The sequence below is a fragment of the Asanoa sp. NPDC049475 genome (assembly GCF_040676915.1).
Lineage (GTDB): Bacteria > Actinomycetota > Actinomycetes > Mycobacteriales > Micromonosporaceae > Asanoa.
The window spans coordinates 32,458-48,288 of record NZ_JBFAPY010000006.1; the positions used below are offsets into that span (position 1 = coordinate 32,458).

Annotated in this window: 15 protein-coding genes; 2 read left to right on the top strand and 13 right to left on the bottom strand. The window is 72.5% G+C overall.

The annotated features are described in order from the left end of the window. Positions 1-28 precede the first annotated feature (28 nt). The 9 genes from AB0J88_RS24205 to AB0J88_RS24245 form a co-directional block, all read right to left on the bottom strand. Positions 29-1,198, bottom strand: coding sequence for an acyltransferase (locus AB0J88_RS24205; protein WP_364358030.1), 1,170 nt, complete (start codon positions 1,196-1,198; stop codon positions 29-31). Positions 1,199-1,262: 64 nt separating this feature from the next. Continuing rightward, complete coding sequence (locus tag AB0J88_RS24210; RefSeq protein ID WP_364358033.1) at positions 1,263-2,036, bottom strand: NAD(P)-dependent oxidoreductase; 774 nt, start codon at positions 2,034-2,036, stop codon at positions 1,263-1,265. A gap of 13 nt (positions 2,037-2,049) precedes the next feature. Beyond that, entirely contained in the window at positions 2,050-2,934 is an 885-nt protein-coding gene (gene era / locus AB0J88_RS24215) for a GTPase Era (RefSeq protein ID WP_364358036.1), read from the bottom strand. Beyond that, positions 2,931-3,296, bottom strand: a complete 366-nt coding sequence (locus AB0J88_RS24220) for a cytidine deaminase (RefSeq protein WP_364358416.1) — start codon at positions 3,294-3,296, stop codon at positions 2,931-2,933. Before AB0J88_RS24220 ends, era begins: the two co-directional genes overlap by 4 nt. Further along, entirely contained in the window at positions 3,289-4,635 is a 1,347-nt protein-coding gene (locus AB0J88_RS24225; RefSeq protein WP_364358419.1) for a hemolysin family protein, read from the bottom strand. Before AB0J88_RS24225 ends, AB0J88_RS24220 begins: the two co-directional genes overlap by 8 nt. After that, positions 4,635-5,102 (bottom strand): rRNA maturation RNase YbeY, encoded by a 468-nt coding sequence (gene ybeY, locus AB0J88_RS24230; protein ID WP_364358039.1) that lies wholly within the window; start codon positions 5,100-5,102, stop codon positions 4,635-4,637. The genes AB0J88_RS24225 and ybeY overlap by 1 nt, the downstream gene beginning before the upstream one ends. 22 nt (positions 5,103-5,124) lie before the next feature. Further along, on the bottom strand, positions 5,125-6,192 hold the full coding sequence (locus AB0J88_RS24235) for a PhoH family protein (RefSeq protein WP_364358042.1): 1,068 nt from the start codon (positions 6,190-6,192) through the stop codon (positions 5,125-5,127). Positions 6,193-6,314: 122 nt separating this feature from the next. Continuing rightward, positions 6,315-7,661, bottom strand: a complete 1,347-nt coding sequence (locus tag AB0J88_RS24240; RefSeq protein ID WP_364358045.1) for a serine hydrolase domain-containing protein — start codon at positions 7,659-7,661, stop codon at positions 6,315-6,317. Then, positions 7,658-8,005: a histidine triad nucleotide-binding protein gene (locus tag AB0J88_RS24245; protein WP_364358048.1), complete on the bottom strand. Its 348-nt coding sequence runs from the start codon at positions 8,003-8,005 to the stop codon at positions 7,658-7,660. The genes AB0J88_RS24240 and AB0J88_RS24245 overlap by 4 nt, the downstream gene beginning before the upstream one ends. A 98-nt stretch (positions 8,006-8,103) precedes the next feature. Here AB0J88_RS24245 and AB0J88_RS24250 point away from each other — a divergent pair, with 98 nt between their 5' ends. After that, entirely contained in the window at positions 8,104-10,551 is a 2,448-nt protein-coding gene (locus AB0J88_RS24250; RefSeq protein WP_364358051.1) for a glycoside hydrolase family 3 C-terminal domain-containing protein, read from the top strand. 264 nt (positions 10,552-10,815) lie between these two features. On the opposite strand, the gene AB0J88_RS24255 is transcribed toward AB0J88_RS24250, so the two are convergent. The 3 genes from AB0J88_RS24255 to hrcA form a co-directional block, all read right to left on the bottom strand. Further along, positions 10,816-11,553 (bottom strand): 16S rRNA (uracil(1498)-N(3))-methyltransferase, encoded by a 738-nt coding sequence (locus tag AB0J88_RS24255; RefSeq protein WP_364358054.1) that lies wholly within the window; start codon positions 11,551-11,553, stop codon positions 10,816-10,818. A 21-nt stretch (positions 11,554-11,574) separates the two neighbouring features. After that, complete coding sequence (gene dnaJ, locus AB0J88_RS24260; RefSeq protein ID WP_364358422.1) at positions 11,575-12,711, bottom strand: molecular chaperone DnaJ; 1,137 nt, start codon at positions 12,709-12,711, stop codon at positions 11,575-11,577. A 64-nt stretch (positions 12,712-12,775) separates the two neighbouring features. Continuing rightward, positions 12,776-13,795, bottom strand: a complete 1,020-nt coding sequence (gene hrcA / locus AB0J88_RS24265; protein WP_364358057.1) for a heat-inducible transcriptional repressor HrcA — start codon at positions 13,793-13,795, stop codon at positions 12,776-12,778. A 161-nt stretch (positions 13,796-13,956) separates the two neighbouring features. On the opposite strand from hrcA, the gene AB0J88_RS24270 reads away from it, so the two are divergent. Then, on the top strand, positions 13,957-14,580 hold the full coding sequence (locus tag AB0J88_RS24270) for a DUF4870 domain-containing protein (RefSeq protein WP_364358060.1): 624 nt from the start codon (positions 13,957-13,959) through the stop codon (positions 14,578-14,580). A gap of 32 nt (positions 14,581-14,612) precedes the next feature. Here the strand turns inward: AB0J88_RS24270 and hemW are convergent, their stop codons facing one another. Continuing rightward, positions 14,613-15,818, bottom strand: coding sequence for a radical SAM family heme chaperone HemW (gene hemW, locus AB0J88_RS24275; protein ID WP_364358063.1), 1,206 nt, complete (start codon positions 15,816-15,818; stop codon positions 14,613-14,615). Positions 15,819-15,831: the final 13 nt, after the last annotated feature.

Genomic DNA, 15,831 nt, shown 5'->3' on the forward strand with positions numbered 1-15,831 from the left:
GCCGGCATCCCTGCTAGCCGGCAATTCGTCAGACGTGCGGACCGGACGCCGAGGTCCACCGGGAGACCACCGCGACGTGCCGGCGCTCCTCGAGCTGGGCCGGCGCGCCGGCCTGGTCCCAGCGCCAGACCAGGACAGGCCGGTCCGGAGCGGTCGAGGCCCCGACGGGCGCCGGCGACACCGGGATCGGCATCGGGGGCCGGCGGCGGGCGCCGGGCAGCAGCACCGGGCGGCGCCGCGCGGCCAGGTCCTCGACCCAGCCGAACGCCGCCACCGCGACCGCCACCAGCAGCACGACGAAGGCCAGCCGGACCGCCGCCCGGTCCACCTGAAGGCCCTCGTAGCCCAGCGGGGCCGCGACCGCGGCGACCAGGATGACCCCCGGCATGTGCCACAGGTAGATGGTCAGCGCGCGCGAGTTGAGCAGCGTCACGAGCCGGTCGAACCAGCCCCAGCGGGTGATCCAGTCGGCCGTCGCGGGCAGGAAGCCGAGCGCCACCAGGATCACGCCCGCCGACCAGAGTGCGTTGCCCATGGGGATGTCGTTGAGGTCGTACCCCCGGAAGCCCGGATGGGTGAGGATCCAGGCCAGGCCCAAGCCGCAGAGCACCACGGCGACCACCGACAGCGTCCGGCGCGACCAGCGGCGCAGCAGGCCGTCGTGGTGTGCGAAACCGAGCATCCAGGCGCCGAGGTAGAGGCCGAAGTCGCGCAGCACCGGCGGGCCGGTCAGCAGGCCGAGCTCGAAGACGACCAGCAGCAGGTACGGCGCGACGAGCATGGGCACCGGCGAGCGGCGGAACAGCCACAGCGCGAGCGGGGAGACGAGCACGAACCACAGGTAGTCGCGCAGGTACCAGATCGTGCTCAGCGCCAGCGCGCCCCAGTGGTTGGCCGGCGGATCGGCCAGCGGCACCACCCACAGCAGCAGCTTCCAGTGCGCGTCGAGGCCGGTCAGCCACATCGCGGGCACGAAGACCGCGGACACCACCCAGAGCGACGGAAGGAGGCGGCGGAGGCGGCGGCCGACCGCACGCACCCCGGCTCTGTCCAATGAGGACGCCATCAGCGAGCCGCCGAGGGCGAACATCAACGACATCGCGGGTACGAACGAGAGCAGCGTCCAGCCGGAGGTGTGGTAGACGACGACCCGGGCGATGGCCACCGCGCGCAGCAGGTCTATGTAACGGTTCCGCATCGGGTCAAGCCGTACCCTGTGCTCTTTCAACATCAAACCTCAGGGGCCGGTGAGCAATCCCACATCACCAGAACGGCTTGCCGAGCGGGACCGCGCAGAACACCCCGCCGAGGTGGGCGTGCGCGGCCGCGTCACTGGGTGCGGCCAGGTGGGCGACGGTCGCGGAGTCGTCGGCGGGCGTGTAGCCGACCTCGGCGTCGAGCTCCAGCCAGCCCGTCGCGTTGGCGCTCACGCCCCAGACCACCCGGAAACCGGTGACCGGGGTGTCCACCAGCGCACGCATCAGGCGCACGCAGTCGTCGGGCGACAGCCAGATCGGCACGTCCACCTCCGACCACGGCGTCTCCTGGAAGGCGCCGATCCGGACCGCGAACACGGTCAGCCCGTACCGGTCGCTGTAGAGGCTGCCGAGCGACTCCATGGCCGCCTTGGTCCAGCCGTAGTAGGTGTCCGGCCGGGGCGCCGACGACGCCGGCAGCGGGGTCGTGGTCGGCGACTGGAACCCCGAAGCGTGGATCGAGGACGCCAACACCACCTTGGGTACGCCGGCCAGCCGCGCCGCCTCCAGCACGGTGCGCGTGCCGTCGAGGTTGACCCGGACCAGGTCCTCCCAGAGCGCCTCGACGGGGATGCCGGCCAGGTGGATCAGCACGTCGACGCCGGCGCACGCCTCGACCAGCGCGTCCAGGTCGCCGATCACGCCCCGGACGGCCTCGACGCCCGGCATCGGCTCCTGGACGGCCACGTCGAACGAACGCACGGCGTAGTCGCCCGCCAGCCGGGTCTTCAGCAACCCGCCGATGCGGCCGGCGCCACCGGTGATCAGCACCCGCCGCATCGAACCTCCCAGCTCAGAACCCCAGCTTGCGCAGCTGCTTGGGGTCGCGCTGCCATTCCTTGGCGACGCGGACGTGCAGGTCGAGGTAGACCCGGCGACCCAGGAGTGCCTCGATCTCCTGGCGCGAGCGGATGCCGATCTCCTTGAGGCGGCTCGCCCGAGCCCCGATCACGATAGCTTTCTGGCTCTGGCGCTCGACGTAGACGTCCGCGTAGATCTTGGTCAGGTCGCCCTCGTCGAACATCTCCTCGACCACGACCGCGATCGAGTGCGGCAGCTCGTCGCGCACACCTTCGAGGGCCGCCTCGCGGACCAGCTCGGCGATGAGGATCTGCTCCGGCTCGTCGGTGATCATGTCGTCGGGGTAGAGCTGTGGCGACTTCGGCAGGAAGCCGGTCATCACGTCGACCAGCGTGTCGACCTGGTCACCGGTGGTGGCGCTGACGGGCACCACCGCGGCGAAGTCGGCCAGCTCGCCGACCGCGACCAGCTGCTTGGCCAGGGTGGCCTTGTCGACCAGGTCGGTCTTGGTGACCACGGCCAGCACGGTGGCCTTCAGCTCGGCCAGCTCGCCGGTGATGAAGCGGTCGCCGCGGCCGACCTCCTCGTTGGCCGGGATGCACAGGCCGATCACGTCGACCTCGCTCCAGGTCGACCGCACGAGGTCGTTGAGCCGCTCGCCGAGCAGGGTCCGCGGCCGGTGGAGCCCCGGGGTGTCCACCAGGACGAGCTGGGAGTCGGGCCGGTGCAGGACGGCCCGGATGACGTGCCGGGTGGTCTGCGGCTTGCTCGACGTGATCGCGATCTTCTGCCCGACGATCGCGTTGGTCAGCGTGGACTTGCCGGCGTTGGGCCGCCCGACGAAGCACCCGAAACCGGCACGATAGGCCGCGCTCATGCGCCGACCGTGCCGAGCACGGTGCCGTCCGGGGCGGCCAGGTGGATCGGCGCGTCGGCGGAGAGGTCGCGGACCACGGCGTGGCCGGCGCCGTCGAGCGTGCTGGCCTCGGTGACCACCGCGGCCGCCTCGAGCTTGGTCGCGCCGGCGGCGGCCGCCGAGGCCACCGCGAGCTGGAGCGCCGTCATCGTCAGCGAGGGCAGGGCGACGGTTGCCGCCGCGTACGTGCGGCCGTCCTGGTCGCGCACCGCGGCGCCCTCCACCGCACCGGCCCGCGCCCGGGCACCACGCGCCAGCGTGACGAGCTTGGTGTCCTCGGCGTCGAGGTGGGCGGGTGGCCCGAGGTCGGGCGACTCAAACATCCGCGTGTTGCCTCTCGTCACTGTCATCGCTGGCTCCGTCCGGGTCCTGGTGGGCCCGCCGGACCAGTACGGTATCGATCCTGTTGCGGCGGCCGACGACGCCCTCGGCCACCATGTGGAGTCCGTCGACGGTCGCCTCGGCGCCCGGGATCGGCACCCGGCCGAGCGCCTGGGCGAGCAGGCCACCGACCGTCTCCACCTCGTCGGTGGGCAGGTCGACGTCGAAGAGCTCGCTGAGGTCCTCGACCGGCACGCGGGCCGCGACCCGCACCGCGCCGTCCTCGAGGTGCTCGATCGGGGGGCGCTCGTTGTCGTACTCGTCGGTGATCTCGCCGACGATCTCTTCGAGGATGTCCTCGATGGTGACCAGGCCGGCGGTGCCGCCGTACTCGTCGACCACGACGACGAGGTGGGTACGCGCCGCCTGCATCTCGGAGAGCAGGTCGTCGACCGGCTTGGACTCGGGCACGAAGGTGGCGTCGCGCATCACGTCGGCGACCGGCACCTCCTGCTCGTCCTCGCCGTCCAGCCGCCGGATGACGTCCTTGAGATAGAGGATGCCGAGCACGTCGTCGACGTTCTCGCCGATCACCGGGATGCGCGAGAAGCCGGAGCGCAGGAACAGCGCCAGCGCCTGGCTCAGCGTCTTGGTGCCCTCTATCCAGACCATGTCCGTGCGCGGGACCATCACCTCACGGGCGATGGTGTCGCCGAGCGCGAACACCGAGTGGATCATCTGGCGCTCGCCGCTCTCCACGACGCCGCGCTGCTCCGCCAGGTCGACCAGCTCCCGCAGCTCGACCTGGGTGGCGAACGGGCCTTCCCGGAAGCCGCGCCCCGGCGTCACCGCGTTGCCGATCAGGATCAGCAGCGAGGCGAGCGGGTTGAGCGCCCGGCCCAGCCAGCGCACCAGGGGCGCGGTGGCCCGACCGACGGCGTACGCGTTCTGCCGGCCGATGGTGCGCGGCGCGACGCCGACCACGACGAAGCTGACCACGGTCATCGCGCTGGCGGTGACCAGTGCCGCCCGCCAACCGGCACCCCAGGTGTCGACGGCGACCAGCGCGGCCAGGGTGGTGGCGGTCAGCTCGCAGAGCAGCCGCAGGAGCAGCAGCAGGTTGATGTGGCGCACGGCGTCGGCGGCGACGATCTGGAGGGTGCGCGCACCACGCACGCCCTCCCGGGCCAGCTCTCCGGCCCGGGCCGGGGAGACCGCGCCGAGCGCGGCGTCCGTCATCGCGAAGAACCCGCCCAGGACCACCAGCCCCGCGGCGATCAGGAGGAGCTGGATGTCCGGCAGCCCCGGTTGGATCGCTTGGGCGGAGGCGGCTAAGTGGATCACCGCGCCCGCGCCGCCCGCCAGCCCGTCAGGAGCCGCGACTGCAGCTCGAACATCTCCCGCTCCTCGTCGGGCTCCGCGTGGTCGTAGCCCAGGAGGTGGAGAACCCCGTGCACGGTGAGCAGGTGCAGCTCGTCGGCCGCCGTGTGGCCGGCGGTCGTCGCCTGCTTGGCCGCGACCTCGGGGCACAGCACGATGTCGCCGAGCAGCGCCGGCTCGGTGCCGCTGACCTCGCCCGGCCCGTGGTCGACACTGCCCTCGTCCATGGGGAAGGCGAGCACGTCGGTGGGGCCGTCGCCGCCCATCCACCGGTGGTTGAGCTCGGTCATGTAGTCGACGTCGACGAGCAGCACGGACAGCTCGGCGAGCGGGTTGACACCCATCTCGTCGAGGGCGTGGCGGGCTACGGCGAGCACCGCGTCGGTGTCGACGGCGACGCCGGACTCGTTGGCGATCTCGATGGACAACACTGCCTCTTTCAAAAGCTGGCTATCGGCGCCGGCCGGCTCGGCCGCCGGTCGCCTGTGCGGCACCCCGGCCGGGGACCGCGTGCACACCCTGGGCCTGGCGGCTCTCGCGCTCTTCGTCCCACTTGCCGTAGGCGTCGACGATCTCGCCGACGAGCCGGTGGCGCACCACGTCGCTGCTGCTCAGCGTCGCGAAGTGGATGTCGTCGAGCCCGTCGAGGATCTCGCGCACGAGGCGCAGACCGCTGGTCGAGCCGCCGGGCAGGTCGACCTGCGTGATGTCGCCGGTGACGACCACCTTGGAGCCGAAGCCGAGCCGGGTAAGGAACATCTTCATCTGCTCGGGCGTCGTGTTCTGGGCCTCGTCGAGGATGATGAACGCGTCGTTGAGCGTGCGGCCGCGCATGTAGGCCAGCGGCGCGACCTCGATCGTGCCCGCCGCCATCAGCTTCGGGATCGACTCGGGGTCGAGCATGTCGTGCAGCGCGTCGTAGAGCGGGCGCAGGTAGGGGTCGATCTTCTCGTAGAGCGTGCCGGGCAGGAAGCCCAGCCGCTCGCCGGCCTCGACCGCCGGACGGGTCAGGATGATCCGGTTGACCTGCTTGGCCTGCAGCGCCTGGACCGCCTTGGCCATGGCCAGGTAGGTCTTGCCGGTGCCGGCGGGGCCGATGCCGAAGACGATGGTGTTCTCGTCGATGGAGTCGACGTAGCGCTTCTGGCCCAGCGTCTTCGGGCGGATGGTGCGCCCGCGGCGGGACAGGATGTTGAGCGTGAGCACGTCGGCGGGGCGCTCGGCGGTGCCCTGCTCGAGCATGCCGACCGTGCGGCGAACGGCGTCGGTGGTCAGCGTCTCACCCTTCTGGATCAGCTCCAGAAGCTCGGTGAAGAGGCGCTCGGCTTGCGCGTTCTCCGCAGGGGCGCCGGTGATGGTGATCTCGTTGCCGCGCACGTGGACGTCGCTGGCGACCGAGCGCTCGACGAGCCGCAGGATCTCGTCTCCTGCGCCGACGAGGTTGACCATGATCTGCGGGTCAGGGACCGTGATCTTGGTCTGCACCCGGGGCTGTCCGGGGGGTGGAGTGCCGGTCATAAGTCGGACCCGTGGGCCCTGCGCCACCTGCTCTCATCTCGTGCCGGTCGTTAGGCGTCAATCGTATCGGTTCAACCCTGTGCCCACCGCGCGCATTTCCTCGCGTCACAGCGGCCCGGGCCTCACACGGTGAACGACTGCCCCTCGAACGTCTGCTGGTCCCGGGTGAACCGGTAGGTCGCCCAGTGCATCCGGACCACCCGCCCGTCGGCGTCGCGGGTCAACCGGAGCAACTCCCCAACCTCACGACCGGACACGGTACGGAGAATGTCTGGATTGTCAGCCGACGGCCGGAACGTCGACGGGGGCCGGCCGGCCGGATCCCCGGCACCGCGCGCCCGCAGCGCGCCGTCGTGCCAGCTGAAGACGTACTCGAAGCCCTCACCCCACCAGCGGCCGAGGACCGACCGGTAGTGCTCCGGGGCCGGCTCGCCGGGGGTCCACGGTTGGATCTCGGCGGGGTCGCCATCGGCGGAAGCGGTGAGCAGCTGGTGAGGCAGTTCCACGGTCTCCAGCGCCGTGCCCGAGGCGCCCAGCACGGCGGCGCCGAAGCCGGCCGGGCCGGGTTGGCCGCTCACCGCCCGCGGACGGCCGTAGACGCCGGCCAGGAAGCCGGGCATGGCGCCGTCGTGCCCCACGTGCACCACCCGGTCGCCACGCGGCACCAGGATGAGCCCGAGCCCGAAGCCGACCGCCCAGAGTCCCTGGTCGGTGGTGGTCACCGGCCAGCTCATCTCGTCGACCGACGCGGACGCCAGCACGTCGCCCGCCGGGTCGACGGTGGCCGGATCAGCCAGGAACGCCGCCCATTTCGCCATGTCGGCCGCGGTGCTCCAGAGCTGCGCCGCCGGCCCGACGGCGCCGAAGTCCAGCGGCGGCTCCGGCCGGGCGGCGTCGGAGTAGGCGTCGACCAGGTAGCCGGTGGTCGCGTTGGCCGGGCGGGCGACCGAGGTGCCGGCCAGGCCCAGCGGGCCGAGGATCTCGTCCGCGAGCACCTCGCCCCAGGTGCCGCCGCGCAGCCGGGCCACGGTCAGGCCGAGCAGGGCCACGCCCAGGTTCGAGTAGTGGTAGCGGCGGGCCGGCGGCAGCACCCGCTCGACCCGGTCCAGGTCGGCGACGAGCTGGGCGGCGTCCGGGGCGACCAGTGTGTCCCAGACGTCGCCGTGCGGCTCGCGCTGGATCCCGCTCGTGTGCGAGAGCAGCCGGCGGACGGTCAGTTCGCCGTGTGCGGGCACGTCGAGGTGCCGGCCGATCGGGTCGTCGAGGTCGAGCAGGCCGGCGTCTCGGGCGCGCATGACCAGCACGGCGGTGAACGTCTTGGTGACCGAGCCGATCCGGAACGCGGCCTCGGGCTCCGCGCCGACCGCGAGGGTCCACAGCGGACGGTCCGCGCGGTGCACGGCGGCGGACAGCGCCGGGATGCGGCCCTTGGCCTGGGCCTCGCGGACCAGCCGGTCGAGCGCCTTCACTTGCAGACCATCGGGCCGAGCGGCTCCCCGCCGAGCACGTGCGCGTGGACGTGGTCGACCTCCTGGCCGCCGTACACACCGGTGTTGAAGATCAGTCGGAACCCGTCGGCGAGCAGGCCCTCGGTCTCGGCGACGGTGGCCGCCGTGTCCATCAGCTCGCCGGTCAGCTCGGGGTCGGCCTGCGCCAGGCTGGCGATGTCGACGTAGTGCTCCTTGGTCACGACGAGCACGTGCACCGCGGCCTTCGGGTCGATGTCGCGGAAGGCCAGCGTGGTATCCGTCTCGCGGACCACGGTCGCGGGGATGTCACCGGCCACGATGCGGCAGAAGAGGCAGTCAGTCACGAGGGCGATCGTAGGGCGCGCACGTCAGGAATGGGTCCTCGGCCACGTGGCTGCTGACGCAGCCCCGTGCCCTCCGGGCATAGGGCATGATGACCGGCGTGGTGGACACGACGCATCGGGCCGCGATAGAGAGCGCTCTCGCGACCCTCGACCTCGAGACCAAAGTCCGGCTTTTGACTGGTCAGGACTATTGGCGGCTGCCGGCCGTCCCCGAGATCGGCCTGGCCAACCTCACGATGTCGGACGGCCCGATCGGCGTCCGCGGCGTGCGCTGGTCGCCCGATCGCCCATCGATCGCGCTGCCCAGCCCGACCGCGCTGGCCGCGACCTGGGACCCGTCGCTGTCCCGGCTGGCCGGCCGGGTGCTCGGCCAGGAGTGCCGCGCCCGGGGCATCCACATCCTGCTCGCGCCGACCGTCAACCTGCACCGCAGCCCGCTGGCCGGCCGGCACTTCGAGTGCTACTCCGAGGACCCGCTGCTGACGGCCGAGATCGGCCTCGGCTACGTGGCCGGGCTTCAGGAGCAGGGGGTCGGCGCACAGGTGAAGCACTACGTCGCCAACGACTCCGAGACGGAGCGGTTCACGGTCGACGTCCGGGTCTCGGAGCGCGCGCTGCGTGAGCTCTACCTCGTGCCGTTCGAGCGCATCGTCGCCGCCGGCGTGTGGAGCCTGATGGCCGCGTACAACGGCGTCAACGGCTCGCCGATGACCGAGCAGGACGAGCTGGTCAACGGGCTGCTCAAGGGCGAGTGGGGCTTCGACGGCGCGGTCGTCTCCGACTGGACGGCCGCCCGCACCACGGTGCCTTCCGCCAACGGCGGCCTCGACGTGGTGATGCCGGCTTTCGCCGCGCCGTGGGGCGACAAGCTGCTCGCCGCCGTCCGCGCCGGTGACGTGGCCGAGGACGTGATCGACGACAAGGTGCGCCGGATCCTGCTGCTCGCCGGCCGCGTCGGCGCCTGGGACCGCGTTCCGCCCGCGGTGCCGTCGGACGCGGTGGCCACCGGCCTCGACCTCGACAGCGCGGCCCGGGAGATCGCCACCCGCTCGTTCGTCCTGGCCCGCAACGCGGACATGCTCCCGCTGGACGCCGGTGCCCTGCGCCGGGTCGCGGTGCTCGGCGCGCTCGCCGACGACGCCCGGATCCAGGGCGGCGGCTCGGCCCGGGTGCTGCCGCGGCACATCATCTCCCCGCTCGCGGGGCTGACCGCCGCGCTGCCGGACACCGAGGTCGTCTACGCCGTCGGCGCCGACCCCCGCCCGGAGCTCGCCGCCGCCACCGGCCTGGAGTGGACACCGATCGCGACGACGCTGCGCGACGCGGCCGGCAACCCGCTCTACGAGGCGTCGATCGACGCCGCCGACGTGCGCTGGATGGGCGACCTGCCGGAAGGCGTCGACCCGGCCGCGGCCGCCACCGTCGAGATCTCGGCGACGTTCACCCCCGCGGTCACCGGCACCCACCAGCTGGCCGCCAACGGCTTCGGCGACCTGGTGTTCCAGGTCGGCGGCGACACGCTGCTCGACGAGCCCGTCTACTGGACCGGCGACGACCCGCTGACCACGGCGTTCCTCACCCCGGTGGAGCGGCGCTTCCCGGTCGAGGCGGTCGCCGGCAAGCCGGTCGAGGTCGTGCTCACGCACAAGATCTACCCCGGCCGGCACGGCTTCGTGACGCTGACCCTCGGCCACGGCCGCCCGGTCGCCGACGACGAGACGCTGCTGGCCGAGGCGGCCCGCGTCGCGGCCGAGGCCGACGTCGCGGTCGTGGTCGTCGGCACGACGGAGGAGGTCGAGTCCGAGGGCTTCGACCGCACCACGCTGGCCCTGCCCGGCCGGCAGGACGAGCTGGTCGCGCGGGTCGCGGCGGCCAACCCGCGCACCGTGGTCGTGGTCAACGCCGGCTCCCCGGTGCTGATGCCGTGGGTCGACGACGTGGCCGCGGTGCTGCTCACCTGGTTCCCCGGGCAGGAGGCCGGCGCCGCACTGGCCGACGTGCTGCTCGGGGTGGCCGAGCCGGGCGGCCGGCTGCCGACCACCTGGCCGCGGACGATGGCCGACCTGCCGGTGCTGTCCACCACGCCGACCGACGGCACGCTGACCTACGACGAGGACGTGCTGATCGGCTACCGGGGCTGGACCGCCGGGCCAGCCGCCGGTCTCGAGGCCCGAGACCGCGAACCCCTGTTCCCCTTCGGCCACGGCCTCGGCTACACCACGTGGTCCTGGGACTCGATGACCGTCGAGGAGGGCGCCGCGGTGGTCACCGTGCGGAACACAGGCGCGCGAGCGGGCCGCGAGGTCGTCCAGGTGTACGTCGCCCCGACCACCGACGGTGGCCCGGTGCGGCCGGCCCGCTGGCTCGCCGGCTTCGCGGGTGTGACGGCCGAGCCGGGCGAGGCCGTGACCGTGCGGATCCCGTTGCCGGAGCGGACGTTCCAGGTCTGGGCGGACGGCGGCTGGCAGACCGTCCCGGGCACCTACCGGGTCGAGGCGGGGGCCTCGGTGGCCGACCTGAAGGTCACGGCCACGGTCGATCTGTGAGCTAAGGACGATCTTGCCCTGGTCGGCAAATGGCGCACGTTCGACGTTCGCTCGAACGGGGAGGCCGGACTTGCTGAAGACCGGGTGATGTGGTCTCGTATATGGGACGGCCGGCGCCTTCCCCCGTGGGTGCCGGCCGTCAACTCGTATCTATGCCCGGTCAGCGCCGTGCCTCGGTGCTGTGCCGGGCGCAACGGCCCGGACGCAGCGCGGGCCACCGCGGTGTCGGCCGCAAACGGCCCGGAGCCGGCGCGGGTTTGACCCTCAGCCCCAGCGGCCCAGCCGGGCGCTGAGCACCGACAGCGCGGCGACGCCCGCCGTCGAGGTCCGCAACACTGTCGGTCCGAGCCGCACCGGCGTGGCAGCCGCTTCCTCGAACGCGGCGACCTCGTCCGGCGTGATTCCGCCCTCCGGCCCGACCACGAGCAGCACGTCGCCGTGCGTCGGCAGCGCGGCCGTGGCGAGCGGGGTCGTGGCCTCCTCGTGCAGCACGAACGCGGCCGCGGCGGCGCCGAGCCGCGCCGCGACCACGCGGGTCGACTCGTCGGGGTCGCCGGCGATCGTCGGGCACCAGGCGCGCCGGGACTGCTTGGCCGCCTCGCGGGCGGTCGCGACCCAGCGGTCGCGGGCCTTGTCGCCGCGCTCGGCCCGCCACCGGCTCACCGAGCGGGTCGCGGCCCAGGGCACGATCTCGTCGACGCCGACCTCGGTCATCGCCTGCACGGCCAGCTCGCCCCGGTCGCCCTTCGCGATGCCCTGCACCACGACGAGGCGGGGGTCGGGCGCCGACTCGTACGCCCGGGATCGGATCGTCAGGGTCAGGCTGTTCTTGCCGGCACCCGTGACCACCGCCTCCGCCGTCGCGCCCCGGCCGTCGGCGAGGAGCAGCTCCTCGCCGGGGCCGATCCGTTGCACGGCGGCGGCATGCCGTCCCTCAGGGCCGTCGAGCACGAACTCGTCGCCGTTAGGCAGCGCGTCGACCAAAAACTGAGATCTGCTCACTGTGCTGTTGGACGCAAGGCGTCAGTGTCCGTTGAACGCGTCGCGCACCCGGGAGAAGAAGCCGCCCTGCTTGGTCAGCTCGGCCACCTCTTCGCCCCGGGACCGGGAGAACTCGCGCAGCACGCGCTCCTGGTCGGCGGTCAGCTTGGCCGGGGTGCGCACGTCGAGGTGCACGTAGAGGTCGCCACGCCCGGCGCCGCGCAGGTGCGGCACGCCGCGGGCGCGCAGCCGCAGGGTCGAGTTGGGCTGGGTGCCCGGCTTGACGTCGACCGTCTCCTCGCTGTCGAGCGTCTTGATGGTCAGTCGGGTGCCGAGCGCCGCCGCCGTCATCGGCACGGTGACCCGGCAGTGCAGGTCGTCGCCCTTGCGGGAGTAGACGTCGTGCGGCCGCTCGTGGATCTCGACGTAGAGGTCGCCGGCCGTGCCGCCGCCCGGACCGACCTCGCCCTGCTGGGCGAGCCGGATGCGCATGCCGTCCTCGACGCCGGCCGGGATCTTCACGGTCAGCGAGCGGCGGGTGCGCACGCGGCCGTCACCGGCGCAGGTCGGGCAGGGGTGCGGGATGACCGTGCCGTAGCCCTGGCAGACGGTGCACGGGCGGGACGAGACGACCTGGCCGAGGAACGTGCGCTGGACCGACTGCACCTCGCCGCGGCCGCCACAGGTCTCGCAGGTGGCCAGGTGGGTGCCGGCCGCGGTGCCGGCGCCGGCACAGGTGGTGCAGAGCACAGCGGTGTCGACGGTGATCGGCGCCTCGACGCCGAACGCGGTCTCCAGCAGGTCGAGCTCGAGCCGCAGGATCGCGTCGGCGCCGGGCCGGGTGCGCGGGCGCGGGCCACGCGCTCCGCCGCCGCCGGCCGCGCCGAAGAACGCGTCCATGATGTCCTGGAAGCCGACGAACGGGCCGGCACCCGGGCCACCACCCGGCCCACCGCCGCCCGGGGCGAGCGGGTCGCCGCCCAGGTCGACGATCTGCCGCTTCTGGTCGTCCGAGAGCACCTCGTACGCGGCGTTGATCTCCTTGAACTTCTCGGCCGCCGCGGGATCGGGGTTGACGTCCGGGTGGTACTGACGCGCCAGCTTGCGGTAGGCGCGCTTGATCTCGTCGTCGCTGGCGTCTCGGGCGACGCCGAGAATCCCGTAGTAATCCCTGGCCACTGTGTTCTGAGTCCTCATGTCGTCTCGCTTGTGCCGGCCGCCGGTGATCAGGTGGGGGGTGGTGTCAGTTCTGGGCCAGCATCTCGCCTACGTAGCGTGCCACGGCGCGCACGGTCGCGATGGTGCCGGGGTAGTCCATCCGAGTGGGTCCGAGCACACCCAGGCCACCCACGATCGTGACGCCGGGGCCGTAGCCGGTGCTCACGATCGAGGTGCCGCGGAGGTTGTCGATCTCGTTCTCGTCGCCGATCCGGACCCGGGTTATCGGCTCCACCTCGCCGATCAGCTTGAGGAGGATGACCTCCTCCTCAAGCGCCTCGAGGATCGGGCGCAGCGAGCCCTGGAAGTCGAGCAGCCCGCCGCGGGTCAGGTTGGCCGTGCCGGCCAGCGCGACCCGCTCCTCGTGCCGCTCGACCAGCGTCTCCAGCAGCACCGTCGACAGGGCGACGGTGGCCGCGCGCAGCTCCTGGGGAGCCTCGTCGACCAGCGCCTGCACCAGTGGCGGCGTGTCGGAGAGCTTGCTGCCACAGAGCTTCTCGTTGGTCAGCCGACGCAGGGTGGTGACCTGGCTCTCGTCGAGCGGCGCCGGCAGTTCCACCTGGCGTTGCTCGACCCGCCCCGTGTTGGCGATCATCACGACCATCAGCCGCGTGGTGGAGATCGGCACCAGCTCGAGGTGGCGAACCGTCGAGCGGGCCAGGCTGGGGTATTGGACGACCGCCACCTGACGGGTGATCTGGGCGAGCAGCCGCACTGTGCGGTGCACCACGTCGTCGAGGTCGACCGCGCCCACCAGGAACCGCTCGATCGCCCGGCGCTCCGCCGGGCTCAGCGGCTTGACCGTCGAGAGCCGGTCGACGAAGAGCCGGTAGCCCCGGTCGGTCGGCACCCGGCCGGCGCTGGTGTGCGGCTGCCGGATGTAACCCTCGTCCTCGAGCACCGCCATGTCGTTGCGCACCGTGGCGGGGGAAACGCCCAGCTGGTGGCGCTCGACGAGGGACTTGCTGCCGACCGGTTCCTGGGTGGCGACGTAGTCCTCGACGATCGCCCGCAGCACGTCGAGCTTGCGGTCATCGAGAGCCATGCGTCACCCCCTTGCGCCCTTTGGCACTCGACTGTAGCGAGTGCCAGTCTACGACGCACCCGTCCGCCTGGCGATGATCGGTGTTTGCCGTGGCCAAGCTGTCCAGAACAAGTCAGAACTCCCATCTGGCGCGGGTTGATCGATACCCCTACGGTGCAGGCATGACTGAGCCACCCCGGCCGCCCGGCGAGGGCTACCCGGATCCCAACTCCGCACCGCCTCCCACCTCGGGTGGCGGCGCCTACCCGCCGCCTACCTCGGGTGGCGGCGCCTACCCGCCCGCCGGTGGCTACCCGCCGCCGGGTGGTGGCTACCCGCCCCAGGGCGGTGGCTATCCCCCGCAGGGTGGCGGCTACCCGCCCCAGGGCGGTGGCTACCCACCACAGGGCGGCGGCTACCCGCCCCAGGGCGGTTACTACGGTGGCGCGGCCCCGGCGGGCTTCGCCAACAGTGAAGAGAAGACCTGGGCGATGGTCGCGCACTTCGGCGGCGCGCTCGGCGCGTTCGTCAGCCTCGGCGTGCTCGGCTTCGTGGGCCCGCTGGTCGCCTACCTGGCCAAGGGTCAGCAGTCGCCGACGGTCCGGGCGCACGCCGTCGCGGCGCTGAACTTCCAGCTGCTCTGGTCGATCATCGCGTTCGTGCTGGTGTTCGTGAGCTGGTGCCTGCTCTTCATCCCCAGCGTGATCGTCCTGGTGCTCCAGGTGATCTTCGGCATCGTGGCGGGCGTCAAGGCCAACGAGGGGCAGCTCTACCGCTACCCCATGAGCGTCAACATGATCAAGTAGTTCCCCGGTTCGCGATCTGCTCGGCTCGCTTCTCAGTCGAGCAGGTCGCGGACCACGGCGTCGGCGAGCAGGCGGCCCCGCAGGGTCAGCACCGCGACGCCGCCGTCGAGTTCCAGCAGACCGTCGGCCGCGGCTCGCTCCGCGGCCCGGCGGCCCGCCGGGTCGAGCACGTCCAGCGGCAGCCCGGAGGCCAGCCGCAGGCGCAGCATGACGTCTTCCGTGTGCTGGTCGCCGGCGGTCAGCACCTCCCGGCCCGCGCCCGGTGAGCGGCCCTCGGCCAGGCGCTGCGCGTACGCGGCGGGATGTTTGACGTTCCACCACCGCACGCCGCCGACGTGGCTGTGCGCCCCCGGGCCGACGCCCCACCAGTCGCCGCCGGTCCAGTAGAGCAGGTTGTGCCTGCACCGCCCGGCCGTGGTGGTGGCCCAGTTCGAGACCTCGTACCAGTCGAAGCCGGCCGCGCTCAGTGCCGCCTCGGCCGCCAGGTAGCGGTCCGCGGCCACGTCGTCGGACGGCTGCGGCAGCTCGCCGCGGCGGATCCGGGTGGCCAGCCGGGTGCCGTCCTCGACGATCAGGGCGTACGCGCTGACATGGTCGACCTCGGCGCCGATCGCGGTCGCCAGCGAGGCGGCGAAGTCGTCGGCGGTCTCCCCCGGCGTCCCGTAGATCAGGTCCAGGTTGACGTGGTCGAAGCCGGCCGCGCGCGCCTCCATGGCGGCCTGGGCCGCCCGCCCCGGCGAGTGCTTGCGGTCCAGCACGCGCAACACGCCCGGCGCGACCGACTGCATTCCCAGCGAGATCCGGGTGTAGCCGGCGGCACGCAGCCCACGCAGGCTCTCCGGCGTGACCGACTCGGGGTTGGCCTCGGTGGTCACTTCGGCGTCCGGCGCGAGCCCCCAGGTCTTGTCGATCGCCTCGAGGATCCGGGCCAGGTCGTCGGTGGGCAGCAGCGTGGGCGTGCCGCCGCCGACGAAGACCGTGTCGACGGCCGGAGCCGTGCCCAGCGTCCGCGCCGCGAGCTCGAGCTCGGCTAGCACGGTGTCGGCGTAGCCGTCGGTGCGCCAGCCCGGCAGGTCGCCCGGCGCGTACGTGTTGAAGTCGCAGTAGCCGCACCGTGAGGTGCAGAACGGGACGTGCACGTAGACGCCGAAGCCGCGCGCGCCGACCGCACGAAGGGCGGAGTCGGGCAGCGCGCCGTCGGACGGCACGGCTTCGCCGTCGGGAAGTGGACCGGGCATTCCACTAGTGTGC

What these genes read in the sequence shown, in the direction of transcription:
- hemW (WP_364358063.1), bottom strand. Translation starts at nt 15,818, where the DNA reads ATGCCCGGTCCACTTCCCGACGGCGAAGCCGTGCCGTCCGACGGCGCG.
- AB0J88_RS24270 (WP_364358060.1), top strand. Translation starts at nt 13,957, where the DNA reads ATGACTGAGCCACCCCGGCCGCCCGGCGAGGGCTACCCGGATCCCAAC.
- AB0J88_RS24210 (WP_364358033.1), bottom strand. Translation starts at nt 2,036, where the DNA reads ATGCGGCGGGTGCTGATCACCGGTGGCGCCGGCCGCATCGGCGGGTTG.
- era (WP_364358036.1), bottom strand. Translation starts at nt 2,934, where the DNA reads ATGAGCGCGGCCTATCGTGCCGGTTTCGGGTGCTTCGTCGGGCGGCCC.
- AB0J88_RS24205 (WP_364358030.1), bottom strand. Translation starts at nt 1,198, where the DNA reads ATGCGGAACCGTTACATAGACCTGCTGCGCGCGGTGGCCATCGCCCGG.
- AB0J88_RS24220 (WP_364358416.1), bottom strand. Translation starts at nt 3,296, where the DNA reads ATGTTTGAGTCGCCCGACCTCGGGCCACCCGCCCACCTCGACGCCGAG.
- AB0J88_RS24235 (WP_364358042.1), bottom strand. Translation starts at nt 6,192, where the DNA reads ATGACCGGCACTCCACCCCCCGGACAGCCCCGGGTGCAGACCAAGATC.
- hrcA (WP_364358057.1), bottom strand. Translation starts at nt 13,795, where the DNA reads ATGGCTCTCGATGACCGCAAGCTCGACGTGCTGCGGGCGATCGTCGAG.